Here is a 24445-nt window from a genome sequence, read left to right as displayed (position 1 = left end):
CCGGTGCGTCCCCGCCCTCTACACCGCCGATCATGTCCGACCGCAACTGGGAAGCCGAACTCGCCAAGATCGACAAGCAGCTCGCGAGCATTTCCGACGAGCAGCTGATGGCCACGTCGGCGCCGGTGCCGGCGAAGGGCGGGGCGCCCAAGGCGCTGCCGACCGGCAAAGGGGCCGCCGCGATGCCCATGCCGTCGGTGAGCGGGGCGAGCGGGAAGCCCTGGGTCAGCTGGCTCAAGGTGCTGATCGCGGTGGCCGCGGCGGCGGGACTCATGTTCTGGCCGTGGCCCGGCAAGTGCGGGGCGCCGCTGATCGGCTTTACCGCGGCCACGGGCGGGGTGGCGCTGCTGGGCGTCTGGAGCGCGATCGGGACCTGGCGCCATCGGCTGGGGTGGGCGCACCTCGCGTCGCTGCTGGTCACCGTGTGGGGCGTGGTGCTGGGCGCGCGCGAGGTGTTGCCCCGGGTGGGCTACGCCGTGCCGACCGCCGATCGCGGGGCCGGGTGGACGTGCCCCGCCGGGTCCACGGAGGGCGGGGTGACGGCGCCCACACCGGCCGGCGGCGCGCCGGGCGCCCCCGCAGGGTCGCCGTCGCCTAAATTTCCGGGATGACCACGTTCAAGAACTACATCGGCGGCCACTGGGTCGCGCCGACGACCGGGCAGTATTTCGAGAATCGCAATCCCGCCGATCAGCAGGACCTGATCGGCCAGTTTCCGGCCTCCGGCGTAGCCGACATCGAGGCGGCGGTGGCCAGCGCCAAGCGCGGCTTTGCCCTCTGGAAGCGGACGCCCGCGCCGGCGCGCGGTGATGTGCTGCGCCGAGTTGGCGATCTGCTCGCCCTTCGCAAGGAAGAGCTCGCCGACATCATGACGCGCGAGATGGGCAAGCCGCTCGCCGAAACGCGCGGCGATGTGCAGGAAGGGATCGATACCGCCTACTACGCCGCCACCGAGGGACGCCGGCTGTTCGGGCATACGGTGCCCAGTGAGCTGGCGAACAAGTGGGCGATGAGTATGCGCCGCCCGATTGGCATCTGCGGCCTCATCACGCCCTTCAACTTCCCGCTGGCGATTCCGACCTGGAAGGCGTTCCCGGCGCTGCTCTGCGGCAATGCGGTGATCCTCAAGCCGGCCGAAGATGTGCCGCACACCGCCACGGTGCTGGTCGAGATTCTCCTCGAAGCGGGGCTGCCGCCCGAGGTCATCCAGCTGGTGCACGGGCACGGCGAAGTCGTGGGCAAGGCGCTGGTCGAGCATCCGGACGTGCCGGTGATTTCGTTTACCGGCAGCACCGAGACGGGTCGTCTGGTTGGGGAGACGTGCGGACGCATGCACAAGCGCCTCTCGCTCGAGATGGGCGGCAAGAACGCGCAGATCGTGCTCGACGATGCCGACCTCGATCTGGCGCTTGATGGCGTGCTCTGGGGCGCCTTTGGCACCACGGGCCAGCGCTGCACGGCCACGAGCCGCCTGATCCTGCAGGCCGGCATTCACGACGCGTTCGTGGCGCGGCTCGAAGCGCGGGCCCGCACGCTCAGGCTGGGTGATGGTCGCAAGGCCGGCACCGACGTGGGGCCGCTCGTGCACGAAGCGGCGCGCGAGAAGGTCGAGCGCTACATCGAGATCGGCAAGCAGCAGGGCGCCACGCTTGTATGCGGTGGCGCGCGCGCGACCGGGGAGGGGCTCGACCGCGGCTTCTTCTTCCAGCCGACGATCTTCACCGGCGTGACCGCCGGCTCGCGGCTCGATCAGGAAGAGATCTTTGGCCCCGTGCTCTCGGTGATTCGCGTCGAGAGTGTGGACGAAGCCTTCGCCGTGAACAACGGTGTGCGCTACGGGCTCTCCAGCAGCGTCTACACGCGCAACGTGAACGTGGCGTTCCGGGCCATGCAGGAGCTCGACAACGGCATCACCTACGTGAATGCCCCCACCATCGGCGCCGAGGCGCACCTGCCGTTCGGTGGGGTGAAGGAGACCGGCAACGGTCACCGCGAGGGCGGGTGGGAAGTGTACGAGTTCTATTCGGAAACCAAGGTCGGCTACGTCGACTACTCGGGCGCGTTGCAGCGCGCTCAGATTGACAACTACTGAGACATTTTGATGGCGCCGGTCGGTCTGGATCGGCGTGCGGAGGCGCTGCGCGCGGCCAATCGGGCGCGCGGCGCCCGGCGTGCCAGTCGCGCCGGGCAGCGCGGGCGGGCGGGGCGTCGCGAGTGGGTGCGGATCCTCGCCGCCGCGCTCGTGCTGTACGTCCTGCTCCGCACCGTGGCGGTGGAAGCCTATCGGATCCCATCGGCGAGCATGGAGCGCACGCTGCTCGCCGGCGACTTTCTGCTGGTGAACAAGCTGCGCTTTGGGGCGCGCCTCCCTTTCACTGCGACGCGGCTTCCCGGATGGAGCACGCCGCAGCGCGACGATGTGATCGTGTTCACGTGGCCAGTCGATCCCGACAAGCATTTCGTGAAGCGCGTCGTGGGATTGCCGGGCGACACGCTGGCGATGCGTGACGGGCAGTTGGAGCGCAATGGTGCGCGGGTTCGCGAGCCCTGGGTCTTTCGGACCACCGGTCCAGATGCACCGGTGCGCGATTCCTGGGGGCCAATTGTGGTGCCACCGCGACACTTCTTTGTGCTCGGGGACCATCGCGATAATTCGCTCGACAGCCGCTACTGGGGCTTTGTGCCCGAACCGCGCCTCATCGGTGCGCCGTGGCGCCTCTATTTCAGTGTCGAACCTGACTCCACGTCGGCATTTCCCCGATGGGGATCCCGATGGGGATCCCGATGGGGACATGTGCGCTGGGCCCGCATCGGCCGGGCTGTCGAGTAGCACCGCCGACGCACTTCCGCCGGATTAACGGGCGGGACGCGTTGACGAATGAGGGTGGACTAGATCACCCTTCTTGTCGCTGCCGCGGGCGTGTCTTCCCGGACGGAGCCCGACGCGACAGTTTGCAGGTCCCGGTTGTCGATGTTGCGCCGGATCCCGTTGTTTGCAGGTCACCGCGTTTTCCCTCCCCACGCGGTTGCACGACGTCCCTCAGCACACGCCACACCGCCCATGGCTGTCACTCCTCCCAAAAAGAAAGCGTCGTTCGAGGAAGGCTCACTCGATCAATACCTGCGAGACATCAGTGCGTATCCGCTGATCTCGCGCGAGGAAGAAGCCGAATTGGCGCGACGCATTCGCACGGGAGATCAGGACGCGCTCGACAAGCTGGTCCGCTCCAACCTGCGCTTCGTCGTCAGCGTGGCGAAGAAGTACCAGAATCAGGGCGTGTCGCTCTCCGACCTGATCAACGAGGGCAACCTCGGCCTCATCCGTGCGGCCCACAAGTTCGACGAGACGAAGGGCATCAAGTTCATCTCGTACGCCGTGTGGTGGATCCGCCAGGCGATCCTGCAGGCGCTCGCGGAACAGTCGCGCATCGTGCGTGTGCCGCTCAATCGCGCCGGGACGCTGCATCGCATCGGCAAGCGCGCGAACGCGCTGCTGCAGGAACTCGGGCGTGAAGCCACGCACGCCGAGATCGCCGATGGCATGGACATCACCGAAGAAGAAGTCGCCAAGACGATGTCCATCTCGCAGGTGCATCTCTCGCTGGATGCGCCGCTGACGCCGGGTGAAGACAACCGCCTGCTCGACTACCTCCCCGACACCAACCACGCCACGCCCGACGAGCAGACCTTCGAGAAGGCGCTCACCGAGGCGATCGAGGAAAGCCTGGGGAGCCTCAAGGAGCGCGAGTCCAAGATCCTCCGCCTCTACTTCGGCATCGACGGCGCGGAGCCGATGACGCTCGAGGAAATCGGCTCGCTGCTTGGCATCACCCGCGAACGCGTGCGCCAGATCAAGGAGAAGGCGCTGTCGCGCCTCCGGCACGTCTCCCGTTCCAAGGCGCTCGAGAGCTTCCTGGGCTGATTGCCCGCCCACGGTGCCCCCCGGCCCGTCGCCCGCTTCGTCCGGGCGCCGGGCCGTGTAGTTTTCAGGCATGGCCAGCACCTACTCATTCGACGTCACGACCGGCTGCGACCTTCAGGAGGTCGACAACGCCGTCAATCAGGCCTCCAAGGAGGTCGCCCAGCGCTTTGACTTCAAGGGCTCGCACGTGCTCATCGAGTTTGCACGCGCCGAGAACCTGATCAAGCTCGAAGCAGAAGGGGAAATGCGGCATACCGCGCTGATCGACGTGCTCCGCGGCAAGCTCATCAAGCGCGGCATCTCGGTGAAGAATCTCGAATTCACCGATCCGAAGCCCGGCAGCCACGAAATCCTGCGCTCGGAAGTGAAGCTCAAGATGGCCCTCGACAGCGAGACGGCGAAGAAGGTCTCGGCCGCCATTCGCGAGGCCAAACTCAAGAAGGTCACCGCCAATATTCAGGGCGAACAGGTACGGGTGCAGAGCCCCGACAAGGACGCCCTGCAGGACGCCATCGCACTGCTGCGGAAGGGCGACTTCGGCGTCGAGCTGCAATTCGGGAACTACCGGTAAATCGTCATGAGTCTCAAGTTCGGTCTGGTCACCCTCGGATGTGACAAGAACACCGTCGACTCCGAGCGCTACCTGGCCGATCTCGTCGCGCATGGCGCCGAGCCGGTGCAGGATCTGCGCGACGCGGATGTCGTGCTGGTGAACACCTGCGGCTTCATCGATGCGGCCAAGGCCGAGTCGATCGAAGCCATCGTGGACGCCGCGCGCCTCAAGGACGACGGCAAGGTCCAGGCGGTCTTCGCGATCGGCTGCATGGTGGAGCGCCACAAGGACGAGCTGATCGACGCGCTCCCCGAGGTCGATGTCTTCCTCGGCAACAGCGAGACCGATCGCATCGTGCCGGAGCTGGTGGAGCGCGGGTTGCTTGGTGGCTCGCTGGTGGAGCATCCCGGCGTGCGCCTCTTCAGCGGCGACCTCGCGCATGTGCGCTACCTCAAGATCTCCGAGGGATGCGATCACGGCTGTGCCTTCTGCGCCATTCCGCTGATGCGCGGCAAGCACCGCAGCTTCTCGGTGGATGATCTGGTGCGCGAGGCGCAGCTGCTGGAAGTGCAGGGAGCGCGCGAAGTGAACCTCGTGGCCCAGGATCTCGCGCACTACGGGCGTGATCGTCGCGATGGCAACGGGCTCCCCGAGCTCCTCGAGGCGCTGGTGCGCGAAACGAGCATCCCGTGGATCCGCAACATGTATCTCTACAGCACCGGCATCACGCCGCGGCTGCTGGAGGTCATCGCCGCCAATCCGCGCATCGTGCGCTACCTCGATACGCCCATGCAGCATGGCAGTGATGCCGTGCTCGCGCGGATGCGCCGCCCCGAGCGGCAGAAGACGATTCGCGAGCGGCTCGCGCTGTATCGCGACATCGTGCCGGATCTCGCGGTGCGCACGAGCGTCATCGTGGGCTTCCCGGGCGAAACCGAGAGCGACTTCGTGCAGTTGTGCGACTTTCTCGAGGAGCTGCAGTTCGACCGCGTGGGCGTCTTCACGTACTCGCCGCAGGAAGGGACGCGCGCGTTCGCCATGGAAGACGATGTGGCCGACAGCATCAAGCAGGAGCGGAAGGCGCACATCGAGGAGCTGCAGCGCCGTATCACGGCGGAGCGGTACGAGCGATTCCTTGGCCGCGAGGCGCGAGTGCTGCTCGAGCGCGCCGGAGACGCACCAGGCGTGTGGACCGCGCGCGCGCCATGGCAGGCCGATGACATCGACGGGCTGGTGCATGTGCACGTGCCGGCCTCGCTGGCGGCCACGCCGATGGTGCCGGGGGCGTTTCTGGACGTGTCCATCGACGATGTCGTGGACGACTACGACTTCACGGCCACGCTGCGGCAGGTCGCCGACCTGCCCGCCAGCGCGCCGCCACTGCGGGCGGGGCGTTCGTTGCCGCTCGTTTCAGAACTTTCTTCGGTAGGGAGCTACGGTCGATGAGCGATACGATCCCCATGCAGACGAATACGTCGCGCTCGAGCGAGGTCATGGAACGCTCGCGTACGCGCTTTCCGGGCGGGGTAAACTCGCCGGTGCGCGCGTTCCGCGGGGTGGGTGGCGATCCGATCGTGGCCGCGCGCGGCAAGGGCGCGCGCGTGTGGGATGTCGACGGCAACGAGTACATCGACTACGTGCTGTCGTGGGGGCCGCTCGTACTTGGCCACGCGCCGGATGTGGTGCTCGAGGAGGTTGCGCGCGTCATGCAGTTGGGCACGAGCTTTGGGATGCCCACCGAGCGCGAGGTCGAGTTGGCCGATCTCATTGCCGACCGCATGCCGCACCTCGAGATGGTGCGCTTCACGAGCAGCGGCACGGAAGCGGCCATGAGCATTGCGCGGTTGGCGCGCGCCATCACGAAGCGCGAGCACATTCTCAAGTTCGAAGGGTGCTATCACGGGCACGCCGACGCCTTTCTCGTGAAGGCTGGCAGCGGTGTGGCCACGCTCGGGCTCCCCGACTCCCCGGGGGTGCCGGCGGCGCTGGCGAACCTCACCATCACCTGCCCGTACAACGACTTGGAGGCCGTGGCCAGGATCGCGCGTGAGGTGCCGCTCGCGGCCATCATGCTCGAGCCCATTGTGGGGAACAGCGGGTTCATCGAGCCGACGCCGGAGTTCATCCCCGGCCTGCGGAAGATTGCTGACGAAACCGGCGCCTTGCTCGTCTTTGACGAGGTTATGACCGGCTTCCGCATTGCCTACGGCGGCGCTCGCGAGCGCTTCAACGTGACCCCCGATCTCACCGCACTCGGCAAGGTGATCGGGGGCGGCCTGCCCGTGGCCGCGTATGGCGGCAAGCGCGAATACATGGAGCACATCGCGCCCACCGGGCCGGTGTACCAGGCCGGCACGCTCTCCGGCAATCCGCTGGCCATGGCCGGTGGTCTCGCCACGTTGCGCGCGCTCACGCGCGAGGTGCACGACAGCATCACGGCGCAGACGGCCAATCTGGTGCAGGGCTTGCGCGACATCGCGGCGCGTCACGGTGTGCCGCTCACGGCCAGCCACGCCGGCAGCATGTGGGGCTTCTTCTTCCAGCACGGCCCGGTGCGCACCTACGACGACGCCAAGTTGAGCGACGTTGCGCTGTTCAAGCGCTTCTTCCATGCGGCGCGTCGTCGCGGAGTGAACCTCGCACCGAGCGCGTTCGAAGCGGCCTTCATGTCGGCGGCGCATGGCCCGAGTGAAATCGCCGAGACGCTCACGCGCCTCGATGACGCGATGGCCGCGGCCGTAGCGGAGCGCGACTGAGGGTGCACGCCCCATGACGCGCGCCGCGACATCGGCCCCCACGTGGCACCGCCACGTGGCACCGGGGCTGTTCGGCGCGCTCGTGGTGCTGGCCGGGGCCTCGTGGGCCTGCGCGCCGTCGTTGCAGCCGATTGGCGGCACGCCGCCGGCCCCCGCGCCGGTGGTGCGCGGCGAAGCCAACGGGCATCTGGCCCGTGATCGTCAGGTGTTGGTCGCCCTCGAGGGCAAGGCACCCGTCGCGCCGGTGACGGCGACGGGCCGCTGGAAGATCGACGAAGACGGTGGTCGCGCCGGCTTCGTGCGCGGCGCGGGCGGGGAGCGCTGGCGCGTCGAGCAGCGCGGGGCGTCGCTGCGCATCGCCGGTGACGGCGACGATGCCACGCCGTGGCGACCCGGCCCCTTCGTGGCCCGCCCGTCCGATGGGGACAGCTTTCTCCGCTACAACGGCAAGCGGTATCGCGGGGAGCTGGTCTTCACGGCGACGGACAGCGGCATCCTGGTGGTGAATCGGCTGCCGGTGGAATCGTACCTCCGCGGGGTGGTGCCACTCGAGCTGGGGACGCGCAATCCGCTCGATCAGGCGGCGCTCGAGGCGCAGGCCATCGCCGCCCGCAGCTACACGTATATCCGCGTGCCCGCGAGCGAGGCGGTCGTGCCCGCCAGCGGGTGGCACGTCACCGCCAGCGTCACCAGCCAGGTGTACGGTGGGGTGGACGCAGAGCATCCGGTCGTAGATGGCGCGGTGCAGGCCACGGAGGGGCTCGTGCTGCGCTTTGGCGGGCTCCTGGTGGACGCGCCCTACTTCTCGTCGTGTGGCGGCAAGACCGCCGGTCCCAAGGAGGCCTGGCGCGACGCGAAGGAGGAGCCCTACCTCCACCCCGAAGACGACACCGATCCGCGCACGGGCAAGCCGTACTGCGACCTCTCGTCTCGGAACAGCTGGACGCAGGAGTTCGACGCCGGGCTGCTGACCGAGGCAGCGCGGCGTGCCCTACAGGCGAATGGGTCGCGTGATCCGCGCCCGGTCACCGTGACCGGCGTGCGGATCCCCGAGCGGACGCCGAGCGGCCGGGCCGCGGCGCTGGTCATCGCCACCGACCGTGGCGACATCGCCGTGAGTGCCCGCGATATCCGCTACGTGCTCCGGGATGCGCGTGGCGCCATGCTGCCCAGCACGTATTTTTCCGTGGAGCGCGAAACGCGCAGCCGTGGCGCCCTGACGGGGCTCACGCTGCGCGGTGTCGGCAACGGCCACGGAGTGGGGATGTGTCAGTGGGGAGCCATCGGCCGGGCGCGGGCCGGGGCGGATGCCCGCACGATCCTGCGCCATTACTATCCGGGGACCGTCGTCGGCTTCGCCGACTGACCTGTTTTCCCTCGGAGGCGTGAATGAAGGACGACGTGCGCATTGCCGTCGTCGGTATGGGTGCCATCGCCCAGCTGACGCACATCCCCGTCCTCGCGAAGATGCGCGGGGCCAAGCTCGTGGCGCTCTGCGACAACGACGCGGCGAAAGCCCGTGCGTTGGCTGATCGCTTCGGCGTGCCCGACGTCTTTACCGACTTCGAAGAGCTGCTCGACAGCGATGAGCTCGACGCGGTGGTGATCGCCACGCCGAATCACCTGCACGAGCCGCACGTCCTGAGCGCCCTGCGCAAGAAGCTGCACGTGCTCTGCGAGCGGCCGCTGTCGCTGTCGGCGCGCGGCATCGAGCGCTGCCTCGCGGCGTCGGAAAAGTCGGAACGCGTGCTGGCCGTGGGGCACAACCATCGGTTCCGCACCGATGTGCAGGCACTCGGGCAGTTCATCCGCAACGGGGAGCTGGGCCAGGTGACGAGCATCCGCGCCGGCTCGCTGCAGGTCAAGAAGAACGCCGACGGCTGGCGGCTGCGCCGTGCGGAGTCGGGTGGCGGCGTGTTCCTCGAGCACGGCTTCCCGCTCATGGACCTCGCGATGTGGCTCACCGGGGAACCGGAGCCGGTGCGTGTGGTGTCGAGCATGCGGCGCGGGCGCGGGGCGAGCGCTGTGGAAGATGCGATGCAGATCTTCCTCGAGTGCGCGAACGGGCTGATCGTGAACATCGATGTGTCGTCGAGCTACGTGAATGACGAAGACCGCTGGTGGTTCGAGGTGCACGCCACCCGCGGGTCGGCCCGTCTCTCGCCGCTGCGCGTCATCAAGGACCTGAATGGCCGCGCGGTGGATGTGTCCCCCACCGGGGCCGCGTCGCGCGAGAGCGCCTTCCAGCAGAGCTATCGCGCCGAGCTCGCGCACTTCCTGGCGATGATCAACGGCACGGTGCCCTATGAGCTGCCGTCGGAGCAGGTGCAGCTGCAGAAGGTGGTGGAAGCCATCTACAAGGCCGCGGACGACGGGAAAGAGATCCGCTTCTGATGGCCCACTGGCGTGCGGTGGGGGCTACTCTGGCGCGCACGGTCGCGCCACTCGTGTTGCTCGCGAGTGCGTTGGTGGCGCAGGTCCCGGACAACGTGCCGCGCACGCCACGGCCGCCCGCGCCCGGCACGTCGCCCGCGCTGGATAGCGCGCGCGCCGAACGCGGCAAATCGCTCACGTTTGCGATCTATACCTACGGCCCGGGCGACGAGGTGTTCGAGCGCTTCGGGCACATCGCGCTCGCGATGGCTGACGCGTCGACCGGCGAGGATGTGGCGTTCAATTGGGGGATGTTCGACTTCAATCAGCCGAACTTCCTCGGGCGCTTTCTGACGGGCGACACGCGCTATTGGATGGAGGGCTATCGCACCTTCGCCTTCAATGCGGCGTATCAGGGGCAGAATCGCTCCATCCGCAAGCAGGTGCTGTCACTGACGAATACGCAGAAGGGTGCCCTGCAGGAGTTCCTGCTCTGGAACGTGCAGGAAGACAACAAGTACTACCGCTACGACTACTACAACGACAATTGCTCGACCCGCGTGCGCGATGCGATCGACTGGGCGTTGGGTGGCGCGCTCAAGCCGGTACTCGACACGGCGGAGACGCACTACACGTGGCGCGGCGAGACGGCGCGCATCACCGGCGACAACCTCCCGATCTATGCCGGGATCGAAGTGGCCCTCGGCCAGCAGGCCGACCGGCATCTGAGCAAGTGGCAGTCGGACTTTCTGCCGGAGCGGCTCGCCACCGATTTTGCCGGCGTCACCCTGCGCGACGGCACGAAGCTCATTGCGCAGGACACGGTGCTCTTTGCCGCCGCCTCACGTACGCCGCTGCTGCGTGAGCCGCCCCAGTGGCGCTGGCGCGCGCTGATTGCCGGTCTCGTGCTGGCGCTGGCGGTGTTCTTCGCCGAGCGCCGCCTCGGGGCGCGCGGCGTAGTCACCGCGTTCGGGACGCTGTGGTATGTCGTCGGTGGGATCCTCGGCATGGCCCTGTTGCTCGCCGGCACGGTAACCAAGCACGCACCGTATATGGGGAGCAATCTCTCGCTCTTTCAGGTGCAGCCGCTGCTGCTCCTCACGGGGCTGCTCTGGTGGGCGCGTGGGCGATCCTCGCGCGCGGGACGTGCCGCGACATGGCTCGCGATGCTGTCGGCGGTGATCGCGTTCGTTGGCCTGCTCGCGCAGCATCTGCCGATGCTCTTCCATCAGCACAACGACGTCGTCTGGATGTTCATGGCCCCCGTCACCGTCGCGCTGGGATATGCCGCGCTGCCGCCGCGGTCGGGCCCGGGGCGCGTATGAGTCCGCGCGCGCAGGGGCGCGTCGCCATCGGGATCGACGTCGGCGGCACCTTCACCGACCTGGCGGCGCTGCACGAAGACGGCACCATCTCCACGTCCAAGGTGCTCAGTGTGCCCGCCGATCGGGCGCAGGGGGTCATTCAGGCGCTCGAAGTCTCGGGCATCGCCCCGCCCGCGGTGGCGCACATTGCCCATGGCACCACGGTGGTCACCAACCTGCTGCTCGAGCGGCGCGGCGCCCGCGTGGTCGCGTGCGCCACGCAGGGGTTCACCGACGTGCTGGAGCTTCGCCGGCAGGAGCGGGCCGGGCTGTACGATCTCACGCAGCAGCATCCGGCGCCGCTCGTGCCGGCCGATCGCGTGGTGCCGGTCCCCGAGCGCATCGTGCCCGAAGGGGTGCTGCAGGCGCTCACGACCGACGCCGCGCAGGCGGTGGTGGAGGCCGTGCTCGCGATGGAACCGGATACGGTGGCCATCACACTGCTGCATGCGTACGGCGCGCCGGAACATGAGCGGCAGCTCGCCGCCGCACTACGCACCGCCGTTGCCGCGCGTGGGCTCGAGACCGATGTGATCACCTCGCACGAGGTACTCCCCGAGATCCGTGAGTACGAGCGCATGGCGACCACGGTGGCCGAGGCGTATGCCCGCCCCAGTGTACGGCGCTATCTCGCGGGCCTGTCGGGGCGCCTCGCCGAGTCGGGCTATCCGGCGCCGCGCGTCATGACGTCGGCGGGCGGGACGCTTTCGGGTGCGGATGCCGCCACGCACGCCGCGGCGCTCGCGCTCTCCGGTCCCGCCGGGGGGGTGACCGGAGCAGACGCGATTGCCCGCGCGCTCGGCATTCCGCGGGCGCTCACCATCGACATCGGGGGCACCAGTGCCGACGTGGGGCTGATCGACGACGGCGAACCGCTCGTGGAGCGTGGCGGTGGCGTCGCCGGCATTCCCATCGCGCTGCCGCGTGTGCTGGTCGAGGCGGTGGCGGCGGGCGGTGGCAGTCTGGCGTGGCTCGACGATGGTGGCGCCCTGCGCGCTGGCCCGGAGAGCGCCGGCGCGGCACCCGGGCCCGCGGCCTACGGCCGCGGCGGCGTGCAGGCGACCGTGACCGATGCGCACGTCGTGCTCGGCACGATCGCCGCGGGATCGTGGAGTGGGGGAGTGACGATCAGTCGCGAGCTGGCCCGCGAGGCGGTGGCGCGCATCGCCGAGCCGCTTGGCGTGAGCGTGGAGCGCGCCGCCGAGGCGATCATCGCCACGGCCGACGCCACCATGGCGCGCGCGCTGCGACGCGTGAGCGTGGAGCGCGGTATTGATCCTCGCGGCATTCCGCTCATCGCCTTCGGCGGTGGTGGCCCGTTGCACGCCTGCGGGCTCGCGGAACGGCTGGGCATGCGTAGCGTCGTGGTCCCACCGCATGCCGGCGTGCTGAGTGCGCTGGGCCTCGCCCTGGCCCCCGAGCGCCGTGAGCAGTTGCAAAGCTGCGTAACCACGGCCGAGGCCATGAGCGATGAAGCGCTCGCCACGCTCCTCACCGATACCGCCAATGCGTTGGCGCGCGGCGAACCGCAGTTCACGCCACGCTGGTGGCTGCGCGCGCGCTATGTGGGGCAGGGCTATGAGCTGGATGTGCCGGTCACGCCAGGCGAGAAGGTTTCGGACATCGCGGCGCGATTTGTGGCCCGCCACGAGGTGCGCGCCGGCTTCACGCTCGACCGGCCGGTCGAGTTCATCAGCGCGCGCACCACGCTCAGTAGTGATCCGTGGCGTGTGAATCTGGCGCGCCCTGAACGCGGCGGCGAGCTTCCTCTGGATGAAGACGATGGTCGCGCCATGACGCGGACGATTACGGGCAACGCCGTGGTGCGTCTCCCGGATGCGACGATGCGTGTCGCCCACGGCTGGACGGCGCGTGCCTTGCCGATCGGTGGCTGGATGATGGAGCTCGCATGAGTCCTCGCGAACTGTTGTCTCGGATGGGAAGCAGCGCGCCGGTGGGTCGCATTCTGGGGACACCGGTCCCGCTGCTCATGCCCCTCGATGGTCCGACTCACGTACTCGTGCTGGGAGAAGCGCCGGGGCCGCGCGGGGCCGACAAGAGCGGCTTCCCGTTCTTCGGTGATGCGGCCGGTCGACATCTCTACACGGTGTTCGAACGCATTGGCGCGGCCACGCTGCCGGCGGGTGTCGCCAACGTGGAATGGGATGGGGGGAAGCTGACGGCCGAGGGATTCTTCCCTGAAGTGCACGGCGTGGCGCTCACCAACGCGTTCGATCGCTGCCCCACCGACGATGGCGCGAGCTTCCGCGCGCCCGTGCGCACGGAGCTCGAGAGTGCGGCGAACTTCGCGCGAATCATGCGCGACATCACGCAGCTCAGGGCGAACGGGCTCAAGGGCGTGGTCACGCTGGGTCGCGTGGCGACCCGCACCATGGACGTGTTTTTCAAGAAGCATCCGATGCCCGAGTTGGTGCGGCGGTCGCTGCCGCATCCGTCGGCGCAGGGGCTGCTGTCCATGGCGCCCAATCGGGGCAAGGGCGCGAAGATGAGCGATCTGCAGGAGGCATGGATGGTGCGCTGCCAGTTCACGCTCTTTCAGGCGGGGTTTCCGACGCCCCCGGGCGTGAAGTACGCGCCGGAGTCGGCACCGTGAGCGCGCTGCCAACGCCGGCGTTTGATGCGCTGGAACTCAGCGTGTTTTCGCAGGGCGTCGCGATGCTCGCCGAGGAGATGGGCGGGTTGCTCGAGCGCAGCAGTATCTCGCCCAACATCCGCGAGCGGCGTGACGCCAGCTGTGCGATCTTCGACGCCGCCGGGCGGATGGTCGCGCAGGCCGCACACATTCCGGTGCATCTGGGTGCGATGCCGGAGAGCGTCGCCGCGGTGCGGGCCGTTGGGGTGCGTGCGGGCGATGTATTCCTGCTGAACGATCCGTCCGCCGGTGGGTCGCATCTGCCGGACCTCACGATGGTGGAGGTCATCGCGCACCCCGATGACGCCTCGCAGATCATCGGCTACGCCGCGGTTCGCGCGCATCACGCAGATGTGGGAGGCATGAGCCCTGGCTCGATGCCCTTCGGCGCGACGGAGCTCTTTCAGGAAGGGATCATCGTGCCGCCGGTGCGTCTCGAAACAGCGGCCGGTCCGAACGACGATGTGATGCGGCTGGTGCTCGCCAACGTCCGCACGCCCGGAGAGCGCGAAGGGGACCTGCGCGCGCAGCGGGCGGCCTGCGCCTCCGGCGCGCGCGGCTGGCAGCAGCTCTATCGGCGCATGGGCGCCGAGACGCTCGGCGCGGCGGTGGATGCGTTGCTCGACTACACCGAGCGGCGCGTGCGGGCGCGCCTCGCGCTTTTAGAAGGCGCCGAAGGGTCGGCCGCCGACGCGCTGGAAGGTGACGGCGTGGTGGACGCGCCCATCCCAGTGGTGGTGCAGGCACGCATTGCCGACAAGACGCTGCACCTCGATCTCACCGGCACCAGTGGCGCGGTGCGTGGGAACGTGAATGCGCCGCCCGCCGTAGCGCGGGCGGCGGCGGTGTTCGTGTTGCGCGTGCTCTGCGACGACGATGTGCCGGTCAACGACGGAGTCGCGCGCGCGTTGCAGATGATCATCCCCGACGATTGCGTGGCCAATGCCAAGCGGCCGAGTGCCGTGGCGGCGGGCAACGTGGAGCTGTCGAACCGCATCACCGACGTGGTGTTTGCCGCGTTGGCGCAGGCGGCCGCGCGGGCCGGCCACAGCGACCTCGTGATTCCAGCGGCCGGGCAGGGCACCATGAACAACGTCACGCTCGGTGCGCCCGGCTGGAGCTTTTACGAAACGCTCGGTGGCGGCCAGGGCGCGAGCGCGCGCGGGCCCGGCCCGGATGCGGTGCATGTGGGGATGAGCAACACGCGCAACACGCCGGTGGAAAGTTTGGAGCGAGCGTATCCGCTGCGCATCACCGAGTACAGTGTGCGTCGCGGCACCGGTGGCGTCGGTACGCATCGCGGCGGCGATGGCGTGGTGCGCCGCTATCAGGCGCTCGTGCCGTGCACGGCCACGCTGCTCACCGAACGGCGCACGATGGCGCCACCGGGGGCCAACGGTGGCGGTGACGGCGCGCCGGGGCGCAACCTGCTCAATGGGGCGCTGCTGCCCGCGAAGACGCGCCTGCCCATGGCGCCGGGGGATGTGCTGACGATCGAGACGCCGGGCGGCGGCGGGTGGGGCGCGGCGTAGCGCGTGCTGTGCCGCCGCTCAGCGGCGCACAGGCTGGATCGATTCCAGCGAGGTGACCTCGGTAACGACCGGCCCGGGCGGCGTCATGCGCGACGTGCGCAGCAACTCACCGTTCGCCGCGCCGATCCACCAGAGCTCCGGTCGACGTCCTCCATAATTGATCTCGAGCCGGTACGCTGGCACGCGGCCGTCGTTTGTGGGCAACGTATCCAGCGACGCGACGCGCAGTTGAATCGCCCCTGTGCTGCCGTCGCGGTATCGCGTTTGGAGCGACGACAGGACCTCGATCGGCATGCTCCACCCGACCCACAACGGGTAGGTTCGCATGAGCAGCGCCAGATGTGCCTCGGAGAGCACCAGGGTGCCACGGGGGTTGAGCGCCTTAAACCAGTAGAGCGATCGGGGGCCAGGCGAGAACCCGAGCGGCTGCGCCGCGAGTGGCGATGCGTTGAAGAACTGATCCGCGAGCGTATCCGTACCGACCAGCTGCAGCGGAGTGAACCGATAGTAGCGGTTGAACCCTCGCCCATGCAGTCGGCGCTGCACCGGCAGCAGTGTCCGTCGGTCCAGCACGATTGAGTCGATTTCGATCGCCCCCGAACCCGCGTCGTCTGGAATGCGTGTGGTGAGGATCCACCGGGCGGTGCCATTGGTCTCGCTCGAGTCCAAGCGCACCTCGAATCGCGTGTCACTCAGGATCCGTCCGTTGTCGGCCCGTTGAATGCGCCGGTACATGCGAGAGGCGGCGGCGACGCGTGCCAGAGCACTTGGTTCGAGCGGCGCACCCGGTGCGCGGATCCCGTCCCCGCGAGCCGGCGCCTGCGCATGCGCGACGCTTGGCCACGGTTGCAGCAGGCGTGACACCTCACTCGCCGTCGACGGCGCTGCGGCGGCGGGCGGTGCCGCGCTGGCCCCGCGCAGCTCCTCCGTCGGTCCAAATCGCGCCCCATGCGGCCCCAGCACACGCCACGCGCCGAACGCACCGATCGTCAGCACCGCCGCCGAGGCCATGCTGATGAGAAGGCGCCGCTGTCGCGTGCGCTGCGCAAAGACTTCTTCGGCCAGCATCATCCGCTCCACGACCACCCCCAGGTCGCGCGACGCTTCAATGCGCGAGAGGAGCGCGGGCGGCGGCGCAGCCGCCGGTGCGCGGAGCAGGCGTTCGATCTCCGCCAGATCGGGGGGCAAGGCGGTGTCCAACGGGTCGTGTTCACTCATGCGAGCCTCCTACGCTCGCGCGCAGTTGCTTGATGGCCCGGTGCAGGCGCACCTCCGAGGTGCCCACGCTGATGCCGAGCAGCGCCGCAATCTCGGCGTGAGGCAGGTCGAGCATCACGCGCAGCACCAGCACATGCCGCAGCGTTTCCGGCAGCGCGGCGATCGCGTCGTGCGCCGTGCGCAGGGCGATCACATCGCGCACCTCGTCGTCGACCGCGGTCTCGCGCGCGTCGTCGAGCTGGAGCATCCGCCGGTCGCGCCGCCCGCGCATCAGCGCCGCGCGAATGGCGAGCCGCGTGATCCATCCACTGAACTGCCCACGCTCATCGTAGCGCCGCACCAGCTCGGGCAGCTTCACGAAGACATCATGCACGACGTCTTCCGCATCCGCGCGCGAGTTGGTGAAGCGCTCGAGCACCTGCAGCAGCCGTCCGGCATGGGCGTAGTAGCACGCTGCCAATGCGTCCGGTTCGCCCTGGCGCAGGGCCACCAGATCAGGCATCAGCGCCGGCACGGGCCGCGCGCGCTCAGACAGGGAAGGGATGGTCACAGGTCGGCATTGGAGTGCCCTACAATGCACCGCCGCCCGGAAACCTTACACCCCGATTCCCAGCCCCTCCCACGCCGCCAACACCCGGAGCGCCCCGCCGGCCTGCAGCACCTGCTCCCGTGCGGCCTCCACCAGGCGCTCGACCGCCTCGTCATCCCGGTCGGGATGATGGTGGAAGAGCACGAGCGTCCGCGCCTCGCACTCCATCGCAAACCGGACGGCCTCCGCCGACGAGGAATGCCCCCACCCGCGATGCTGCGGCAGTTCGTCGGCCCGATAGGTGGCGTCGTGGATCAGCACGGGGACGCCGCGCAGTGACCGCGCCAGGCTGGTGCGCCACGCGGCCAGCGCCGGGTCGGCCTCGGCGTAGCCGAGCTCATTGTCCGGGGCATAGGCCACGAGCGGTCCCTCGGCATCCTGCACGAGGAAGACTGCCGCTTCGCCCGGGTGGCGCGCAGGATACCGGGTCAGGAAGAGCGCGCCGACGTCGATGCGGTTGCCGTAGGGCCATTCGCAGGTCTCGATCGCGCGCGCGAGCCCTTCGACGTGCGGAAACATGGGTGGCGCCACCAGGCTCGACACGAAGGCTGGGACCGTGTCGTGTTCGCTGTCGCCGCAGCAGATCTGGATGGCACGCGCGCGCCCGAAGAGCGGCCCGAAGTGCGCCAGCCCTTGCACATGATCCAGGTGCCGGTGCGACAGAAACACGTGAATCGCGCGTTGTGATTCGCCATGCTGCATGAGGTACTGCCCCAGCAGGCGAATGCCCGACCCGGCGTCGAGGACGATGATCGGATCGTCGGCGTGTGCGTGGGTCGGGCGGACTTCCACGCACGGCGTGTTGCCACCGTACCGGACCGTCCGCGGCCCCGGCGACGGGCAGGTGCCCCGCGTGCCCCAGAAACGAATGCGGACCCGCGGGGACGTCCCCATAGGCGTCAATCGTGGATCAGAGTTTCGGACGGGCGCGCGCTTCGAGCGCCTGTCGGTTGGTGATCGTCACGACGCGCCGTTGCACCGAGATCAATCCTTTCTCCTGGAACTCCGCCATCGCGCGCGAGACCGTCTCGCGGCTGGCGCCGATCATGTGGGCCATCGTCTGGTGCGTGAGCTGCTTCACCAGCGTGGCCGGTTCACCCGGCGTCGCATGTTCAAGCAGCACCTTGGCCACACGCCCCGGCACATCGAGCAGCACCAGGCTGCCGATGGTGCCGTCGGCCTGCCGCAGGCGGCGCGAGAGCTCCACCATGAGCATCCACGCGACCTGCGGATTCTGCTCCACCTGGCGGCGGAAATCGGCCCGGCGCAGTACCAGCAGGATGGACGGCTGTGTGGCGACCACGTGCGCCGAGCGCGGGCGCCCGTCGATCAGCGCGAGCTCGCCAAAGTGATCACCAACGGTCAGCACGTTGAGAATGACCTCGCGGCCGTCGTCGCCCACGAGTACCACCTTCACCTCACCCGCGCGCACCACGAACAGCGCATCCCCGGCGTCGCCCTCGGTGACGATCATCGAGTTCTTCGCAAAGCGCTGCTCGCGCGTCAGCTCGGCGAAGCCACGCACGGACGGACGGTCCAGTTCCCGGAAGAGCGGGACCGTCTGCAGGAAGTCGGTAATACGGTCGAGCGACACGCTCATCGTCGGAGGCGTGAAGCGGAGAGGGGGCGTGCCGAATGTCACCATGGGTTCCCTCAGGTCGGCGGGAGCCCGGCGTTGGCCGAACACCCAGAAGGTACGGTGGAAGTGCGGGACCAGCGAGCGGCAAAGCCGCCTCCGGCCATCAGCGAACTGGCGTCCCGGTCCCTGTGCTGGTTGGTCTCGGTTATCTTTCGGTGATACCCGCACCAGCCCCACAGGTCCGCGGCCGCGGTCAGTGGTTTCCGACCCGCGCGAATCCTATCGACGCAGGTCACGTGCCCGCAGTGACCAGTATCACCGAAATTCCCCGATGACATGCTGAGCCACCTTCGCGACCGTATGGCCGAGGCGCTGACACGCGCCACCGAAGTGGAGCAGCTGCTGGCCGATCCCGAGACGACGAAGGACGCCCCGCGGCTGGCTGAACTCGGTCGCGAGCACCATCGCCTCGCGCAGGTCGTGGCCAAGGTCCAGCGCCTGCACAAAGCCGAGCAGGAGTTGGCCGATGCGAAAGACCTCGCGAACGGCGATGACCCCGATTTCGCGGCGGAAGCGAAAGCGGAGGTCGAACGACTCGAGGCCGAGTGCGTAACGCTCGAGAAGGAGCTCCTGCCGCTTCTCATTCCGCGCGATCCCCTTGATGATCGCCCGGCCATCGTGGAAATCCGCGCCGGCACCGGTGGCGATGAAGCCGGCCTCTTCGCCGGCGATCTGGCGCGCATGTACTCCCGCTTCATCGAACGCCGCGGCTGGAAGATCGAGCCCATCTCGTATTCCGAAGGCAGCCTGGGCGGCATCAAGGAGTCGGTCTTCAAGGTCACCGGCGACGGCGTCTTTGGCGTGCTGCGCTGGGAATCGGGCGTGCATCGCGTGCAGCGCGTCCCGGCCACCGAAACGCAGGGGCGTATTCACACCTCGGCGGCCACCGTGGCGGTACTCCCGGAGGCGGAAGAGCTCGATCTCAAGATCGAAGACAAGGACCTGCGCATCGATGTCTTCCGCTCGTCGGGCCCCGGCGGCCAGAGCGTGAATACCACCGACTCGGCCGTGCGCATCACGCACATTCCCACCGGCATCGTGGTGTCGCAGCAGGACCAGAAGTCGCAGCTGCAGAACAAGATCAAGGCGATGCAGGTGCTGCGCGCCCGCCTGCTCGACTTGCGACTGGCCGAGCAGGAAGCCGAGCGCTCGCGCATGCGCAAATCGCAGGTCAGCACCGGCGACCGGTCGGCCAAGATCCGCACGTACAACTTCCCGCAGGGGCGCGTGACGGATCATCGCGTCGGCGTGACGTTGTACGACATCGATCGCGTGATGAATGGTGATCTCACCGAATTCCTCGACGCCCTCGCGCTCGCGAACGCCGAAGAGAAACTCAGTGCCTGACGCACCGCTCGGCGTGCTGCCGATGCGGGCGCTGGTGCAGGCCGTGTCGACCACGTTGGCGGCAGCGGAGCGACTGGAGCCCGAGGTGCGCGCCGATGCCCTGCGCGAAGCGCAGCTGCTGGTGGCCGGCGTGCTCGATGTGGCGCCCGGCGACGTGCTCCGCCGGAGTGCGCTCGGGGACCAGCTCACGGCCGACGAGGTTCAGGCGGTGCAGCGGGCTGCCGCACGGCGGGGGCAGGGGGAGCCGCTCGCCTACTGCGTCGGACGGGCGGCCTTCCGCGATCTGGTGCTGGCGGTGGACGCGCGCGTGCTCATTCCGCGACCGGAGACGGAGATCGTGGTGGAGGAGGCGCTGCGGGTCACCGCCGGCACACCGGGCGGCGTGGCCGTAGACATCGGGACCGGGTCCGGGGCGATTGCCCTCGCGCTGGCGACCGAGGGACGCTTTACTCGGGTGATTGCCACCGACGTGTCGCAGGACGCGCTGGCGGTGGCGCAGGCCAACGCGGAGGCCGTGGCGCCGGCGACGCCGGTCGAGTTCCGCGCGGGTGCCGATCTGGCCCCCGTGGCCACCCTGAAACCGGGCGGGGCCGGGGCCCGTGTGATTGTCTCGAACCCGCCATACATTGCCTATACCGAGGCGCCCGCCCTGCCGGCGAGCGTCCGGGCGTGGGAACCGCCGGTGGCGCTGTTCGCCGACCGGGACGGCATGGCGCGTTATGAGGCTCTTCTGGCCGGCGCGCCGGCCGTCCTGGAGCCGGGTGGGTGGCTGGTGCTGGAACTCGACGCCACCCGCGCCGTGCGTACCGCCGATCTGGCGCGCGCACAGGGGTACGACGAGGTGCGACTCGTGCGGGATCTGGCGGGTCGCGACCGGGTGCTGGTCGCCCGGTGGACATCCTGAGCAGTTCCGTCGACGTCGACGATCCCGCAGGGGATCCCTGAGCACGGCCGAGGAGGCCGATATCATGCTGGAAGACAAGGCGAAGGACCTCGGCCGCACGATCGGCCAGAGTGATGAATACAAGGCCGTGAAGCGCTCGAGCGAGGCGCTCAACAACGATCGCGAGGCCACGCAGGTGTTGCGGCAGATGGAAGCCATCCGCACCAGCGCGCAGCAGCTGATCGACCGGGGCGAGGAGCCGACGCCGGAGATGGAGCAGCAGCTTGACGCGCTCCTGCAGCAGGTGCAGGTGAACCCGGCGTATCAGGCCGCGATCTCGGCGCAGGACAACTTCGACAAGCTCATGCTGCGCGTGAACCAGTGGATTGCCGACGGCATCCGCCAGGGCGCGACGAGCCCGATCATTCTCGCCTGATTCACGCGGCATGACGGACACGGTGGGGAGCCCGCGTCGCGGCCTCTTTCTCGCGCTTGAAGGCGGGGAAGGCGTCGGCAAGACGACGCAGTGGGAGAAGCTCACGGCCATGTTGCACGCGCTCGGGCATGAGGTCGTGCCCGTGCGCGAGCCGGGTGGCACGTCGGCGGGCGACGCCATCCGCAAACTGCTGCTCGACCCGCAGTCGCAGCTGGCGCCGGAGGCCGAGGCGCTGCTCTTCGCGGCGTCGCGCGCGCAGCTGGTACGCGAAGTGATCGAGCCGGCGCTGGCGAGCGGTGCGATCGTGCTGGTCGATCGCTTCCTGCTCTCCACGTATGCGTATCAGGGCGCCGGCCGCGGGCTGCCGATCGAGGCGCTGCGTGCGGCGAACGCAGTCGCGACCGGTGGGTTGGCGCCGGATCTCACGCTCTTGCTCTCCGTGCCGCTGGATGTGGCCATGGCCCGCATGCAGGCGCGCGGTGCGGCCGATCGGCTCGAGCGTGAAGACGCCGCCTTTCACACGCGCGTGCGCGACGCCTTCACGGCCGCGCTCGAACCCGCGTGGCAACAACAGCATCCTGAGATTGGCCCGGTGGTCGATGTCAGCGCGCACGTGGACCCCGACGCCGTGACGACGCGGTGCGTGGAGGTCCTGGTCAAGCGCTGGCCGGAACGCTTTGCCCTGGCCGCCACGGCCCTGCTGGACGATCCCTATGCCTGAAGTGCTTCCCGACGCCCCACGTCCGCCGCGCCGTCGCGTGCGGGGCATCGTGGCCGCGGTCGTGTTTGTGGGCCTGCTGTCGCTCGGCGGCTGGTGGGCCGGTCGTGATCTCACGGCGGCGGCCCAGCCGTCGCGTTCGCCCCTGGGTGGCGCGCGCCTGTTCGATCAGGTCGTCGCGGCCGTGTCGCGCAAATACGTCGATTCGATCGGTCCCGACTCGATCTACGCGAAGGCGGTGACCGGCATGCTGCGCGAGCTGCAGGACCCGTACACCACGTTCCTCACCGACGAGCGCATGCGTCGCCTGAACGAGCAGATCAGCGGCACATACGCCGGGATCGGCATTCAGGTGGATATTCGCGACGGCTGGCCGGTCGTGATCGAACCGGTGCTGGGCGGACCGTCCGAGCAGGCCGGGGTCATGGCCGGCGATCGCATCGTGATGGTGGGCAAGGAGAGTACGCGCAATTGGACGCGCGATGAAACCTCGCGCGCGCTGCGTGGCGCGCCCGGCAGCACGGTGACCTTCACCGTGGAGCGCGGCGATCAGCGCCAGACGTTCACGCTCACGCGCGACAAGGTGCATCTGCGCGCGGTGCAGCGCATCGCGCTGCTGCCGAACGGTGTGGGCTACGTGGACGTGAACGTCTTCAGCGCCGAGACGGCCGCGGAAGTGAGCAACGCGGTGGATTCGCTCGTGAAGCTGGGCGCGCGCTCGCTCGCGCTCGATCTGCGTGGCAATCCCGGCGGATTGCTGGAGCAGGGCGTGGGCGTGGCCGAGCTCTTCCTCGATCGCGGGCAGAGCATCGTGCAGCTGCGCGGTCGCCCGGGGTCGGCGCCGCAGGTCTTCACGGATTCCCAGCCGCAGCGCTGGCCCACGCTGCCCCTGGCGGTGCTGGTCGATCGCTCCAGCGCGAGCGCCAGCGAGATCGTGGCCGGTGCGTTGCAGGATCACGACCGCGCGGTGGTGCTGGGTGTCACGAGCTTCGGGAAGGGCAGTGCACAGAACGTGTATCCGCTCACGTCGGGCGGTGGCCTGCGGCTGACCATCGCCCGCTGGTACACGCCGGTGGGGCGCAGCATCAATCGCCCGCCGGCGCACGATCGCGATGAGGAGCCGGACACCGGCAAGCTCACAGTGCCCGACACGATCAAGCCGCGCTTCCGCACCGACAACGGCCGCACGGTCTTTGGCGGCGGCGGGATTACGCCCGATGTGATCGTGGGCGACACCGTCACGCCGGCACCGGTGCAGGCGCTCGCGCGCGCCATGGGCAAGCATGTTGGGGAGTATCGCGACGCGATCTCGACCGAAGCCCAGAAGCTCAAGCGCACGCTCAAGGGGCCCGGCGATCCGGTGACGCCGGCGATGCTCGACGCAGTCTTTGCCGACCTGGTCGCCCGGAAGGTTGCTCCGCCGCGCGCGATTTTCGACGCGGCCACGCCGTGGATCTCGCGCTCGCTCGGTTACGAAATGACGCGCATCGCGTTCGGCGCCGACGCCGAGTTCCTGCGCCGCACGCAGGACGACCTCGCCCTCCAGCGCGCCGTGCAGGTGCTGCAGGGGGCGCGTACCCCTCGCGATGTGTTCGGCGGTCTCGAGCGCCGCACGGTGAGCGTGCCGACGACGCCCTGAGTCCCGCGTTACTGCCCGGGCAACTTGGTGGAGACCTTGGCGCCCTTCGGGACCTTGAAGGAAAACGCGTTCGCCGGCAGCGCGGCGTCGGGCACCCAGGTGGTGAGCGTGATGGTGCGATCGATCCCCTGACCGTCGATCACCTGCACGCGCACCGGCCGCGCGCTCGCGTCATCGAGCCATAGCACGGCCCTGCTGAAGGGCACGGTGTTCGCTGCCTTCGGCACCAGCTGCACCCGCTTCGTGCTCTTGCCATCGATCGTGCTGCTTTCGCCGCCCGAAATGGTGAACGCCTTTTTGGGCGTGTCGAGCAACTGCCCGAGCAGATCGGCGACAATCGCCCCATCCGCATCACTCGGCAGCTTGAGCACCTGACCCGGCGCACTGCTCGGGAGATACACCCACAGATGCTTGCCGTCGTCCACGATCTGATCGCCGGCGGGATCGGTGAAGGTGATGGACACCTTCCCGGGGCGCTGCTGCAGGAAGCGACCGCGCGAGGTGGCCGTCTTGCCAAGCACGGGGTTCGTAATCTTTTGCTCGAAGTTCGCGTCGAGCGTCTTCGTGCTCGCCCACGCCTTCGCGACCCTCTCATACGCGGCGTCGGCACTCTGCGCACGCACAAGCGTCGGTGCGGCGGCGATGGTGAGCGCGGTCACCAGCGTGGCGGGTTTCATGGCATGCATCATGGTTGGTGGTACACCCGACTGGCTCTGGTGCGTTCCCTGAAGGTCGCTGAACTGATCACATCCAAGTTGAAATGAGAAAGGCCTTCCCCCGGCTGGTCGCGGCGTAGCACATCTGAGGTGCTCGCCAAAGAGTG

The 24445-nt window shown here is 68.7% G+C and carries 23 protein-coding genes; 18 read left to right on the top strand and 5 right to left on the bottom strand.

The annotated features are described in order from the left end of the window. Positions 1 to 32 precede the first annotated feature (32 nt). From K2R93_06150 to K2R93_06090, 13 genes are all read left to right on the top strand, one after another. The gene (locus tag K2R93_06150) at positions 33 to 611 is read left to right on the top strand and encodes a hypothetical protein (GenBank protein MBY0489404.1); all 579 of its coding nucleotides are present in this window, start codon (positions 33 to 35) and stop codon (positions 609 to 611) included. Next, positions 608 to 2092 carry an aldehyde dehydrogenase family protein gene (locus K2R93_06145; GenBank protein MBY0489403.1) on the top strand — a complete coding sequence of 495 codons (1485 nt, stop codon included), beginning with the start codon at positions 608 to 610 and terminating at the stop codon, positions 2090 to 2092. Before K2R93_06150 ends, K2R93_06145 begins: the two co-directional genes overlap by 4 nt. A 9-nt stretch (positions 2093 to 2101) precedes the next feature. Then, on the top strand, positions 2102 to 2830 hold the full coding sequence (gene lepB / locus K2R93_06140) for a signal peptidase I (protein ID MBY0489402.1): 729 nt from the start codon (positions 2102 to 2104) through the stop codon (positions 2828 to 2830). A 231-nt stretch (positions 2831 to 3061) separates the two neighbouring features. Further along, a complete protein-coding gene (locus tag K2R93_06135; protein MBY0489401.1) occupies positions 3062 to 3922 on the top strand; it encodes an RNA polymerase sigma factor RpoD/SigA in 861 nt (286 codons plus the stop codon). A 70-nt stretch (positions 3923 to 3992) separates the two neighbouring features. Further along, positions 3993 to 4493 carry a YajQ family cyclic di-GMP-binding protein gene (locus tag K2R93_06130; GenBank protein ID MBY0489400.1) on the top strand — a complete coding sequence of 167 codons (501 nt, stop codon included), beginning with the start codon at positions 3993 to 3995 and terminating at the stop codon, positions 4491 to 4493. A gap of 6 nt (positions 4494 to 4499) precedes the next feature. Beyond that, positions 4500 to 5921 (top strand): 30S ribosomal protein S12 methylthiotransferase RimO, encoded by a 1422-nt coding sequence (gene rimO, locus K2R93_06125; GenBank protein MBY0489399.1) that lies wholly within the window; start codon positions 4500 to 4502, stop codon positions 5919 to 5921. Then, positions 5918 to 7231: a glutamate-1-semialdehyde 2,1-aminomutase gene (gene hemL, locus K2R93_06120; protein ID MBY0489398.1), complete on the top strand. Its 1314-nt coding sequence runs from the start codon at positions 5918 to 5920 to the stop codon at positions 7229 to 7231. The genes rimO and hemL overlap by 4 nt, the downstream gene beginning before the upstream one ends. A gap of 13 nt (positions 7232 to 7244) precedes the next feature. After that, complete coding sequence (locus K2R93_06115; GenBank protein MBY0489397.1) at positions 7245 to 8597, top strand: SpoIID/LytB domain-containing protein; 1353 nt, start codon at positions 7245 to 7247, stop codon at positions 8595 to 8597. Positions 8598 to 8620: 23 nt separating this feature from the next. After that, positions 8621 to 9625 (top strand): Gfo/Idh/MocA family oxidoreductase, encoded by a 1005-nt coding sequence (locus K2R93_06110; protein ID MBY0489396.1) that lies wholly within the window; start codon positions 8621 to 8623, stop codon positions 9623 to 9625. Next, positions 9625 to 10929 (top strand): DUF4105 domain-containing protein, encoded by a 1305-nt coding sequence (locus tag K2R93_06105; protein ID MBY0489395.1) that lies wholly within the window; start codon positions 9625 to 9627, stop codon positions 10927 to 10929. The genes K2R93_06110 and K2R93_06105 overlap by 1 nt, the downstream gene beginning before the upstream one ends. After that, on the top strand, positions 10926 to 12881 hold the full coding sequence (locus tag K2R93_06100; GenBank protein ID MBY0489394.1) for a hydantoinase/oxoprolinase family protein: 1956 nt from the start codon (positions 10926 to 10928) through the stop codon (positions 12879 to 12881). The genes K2R93_06105 and K2R93_06100 overlap by 4 nt, the downstream gene beginning before the upstream one ends. Continuing rightward, positions 12878 to 13582: a hypothetical protein gene (locus K2R93_06095; protein ID MBY0489393.1), complete on the top strand. Its 705-nt coding sequence runs from the start codon at positions 12878 to 12880 to the stop codon at positions 13580 to 13582. Before K2R93_06100 ends, K2R93_06095 begins: the two co-directional genes overlap by 4 nt. After that, the gene (locus K2R93_06090; GenBank protein ID MBY0489392.1) at positions 13495 to 15153 is read left to right on the top strand and encodes a hydantoinase B/oxoprolinase family protein; all 1659 of its coding nucleotides are present in this window, start codon (positions 13495 to 13497) and stop codon (positions 15151 to 15153) included. Before K2R93_06095 ends, K2R93_06090 begins: the two co-directional genes overlap by 88 nt. An 18-nt stretch (positions 15154 to 15171) precedes the next feature. Here the strand turns inward: K2R93_06090 and K2R93_06085 are convergent, their stop codons facing one another. From K2R93_06085 to K2R93_06070, 4 genes are read right to left on the bottom strand one after another with little or no spacing between them, the layout of a single operon-like run. Then, positions 15172 to 16371, bottom strand: a complete 1200-nt coding sequence (locus tag K2R93_06085; GenBank protein ID MBY0489391.1) for a hypothetical protein — start codon at positions 16369 to 16371, stop codon at positions 15172 to 15174. After that, positions 16364 to 16921, bottom strand: a complete 558-nt coding sequence (locus tag K2R93_06080) for a sigma-70 family RNA polymerase sigma factor (protein MBY0489390.1) — start codon at positions 16919 to 16921, stop codon at positions 16364 to 16366. The genes K2R93_06085 and K2R93_06080 overlap by 8 nt, the downstream gene beginning before the upstream one ends. A gap of 45 nt (positions 16922 to 16966) precedes the next feature. After that, positions 16967 to 17854 (bottom strand): hypothetical protein, encoded by an 888-nt coding sequence (locus K2R93_06075; protein ID MBY0489389.1) that lies wholly within the window; start codon positions 17852 to 17854, stop codon positions 16967 to 16969. 16 nt (positions 17855 to 17870) lie between these two features. Then, positions 17871 to 18560: a Crp/Fnr family transcriptional regulator gene (locus tag K2R93_06070; GenBank protein ID MBY0489388.1), complete on the bottom strand. Its 690-nt coding sequence runs from the start codon at positions 18558 to 18560 to the stop codon at positions 17871 to 17873. Between the two features lie 315 nt (positions 18561 to 18875). On the opposite strand from K2R93_06070, the gene prfA reads away from it, so the two are divergent. The 5 genes from prfA (at position 18876) to K2R93_06045 (ending at position 23622) form a co-directional block, all read left to right on the top strand. Beyond that, positions 18876 to 19946, top strand: a complete 1071-nt coding sequence (gene prfA / locus K2R93_06065) for a peptide chain release factor 1 (GenBank protein MBY0489387.1) — start codon at positions 18876 to 18878, stop codon at positions 19944 to 19946. Beyond that, positions 19939 to 20850 carry a peptide chain release factor N(5)-glutamine methyltransferase gene (prmC, locus tag K2R93_06060; protein ID MBY0489386.1) on the top strand — a complete coding sequence of 304 codons (912 nt, stop codon included), beginning with the start codon at positions 19939 to 19941 and terminating at the stop codon, positions 20848 to 20850. Before prfA ends, prmC begins: the two co-directional genes overlap by 8 nt. A gap of 64 nt (positions 20851 to 20914) precedes the next feature. After that, the gene (locus K2R93_06055; GenBank protein ID MBY0489385.1) at positions 20915 to 21265 is read left to right on the top strand and encodes a YlbF family regulator; all 351 of its coding nucleotides are present in this window, start codon (positions 20915 to 20917) and stop codon (positions 21263 to 21265) included. Between the two features lie 10 nt (positions 21266 to 21275). Then, the gene (gene tmk, locus K2R93_06050; GenBank protein ID MBY0489384.1) at positions 21276 to 21986 is read left to right on the top strand and encodes a dTMP kinase; all 711 of its coding nucleotides are present in this window, start codon (positions 21276 to 21278) and stop codon (positions 21984 to 21986) included. Further along, positions 21979 to 23622, top strand: coding sequence for a S41 family peptidase (locus K2R93_06045; protein MBY0489383.1), 1644 nt, complete (start codon positions 21979 to 21981; stop codon positions 23620 to 23622). Before tmk ends, K2R93_06045 begins: the two co-directional genes overlap by 8 nt. 8 nt (positions 23623 to 23630) lie before the next feature. Here the strand turns inward: K2R93_06045 and K2R93_06040 are convergent, their stop codons facing one another. Next, the gene (locus K2R93_06040) at positions 23631 to 24299 is read right to left on the bottom strand and encodes an outer membrane lipoprotein carrier protein LolA (GenBank protein MBY0489382.1); all 669 of its coding nucleotides are present in this window, start codon (positions 24297 to 24299) and stop codon (positions 23631 to 23633) included. Between the last annotated feature and the right edge of the window lie 146 nt (positions 24300 to 24445).

It is taken from the genome of Gemmatimonadaceae bacterium, from assembly GCA_019752115.1.
Classification (GTDB): domain Bacteria; phylum Gemmatimonadota; class Gemmatimonadetes; order Gemmatimonadales; family Gemmatimonadaceae; genus Gemmatimonas.
This window is presented reverse-complemented; position numbering and strand designations above follow the sequence as displayed.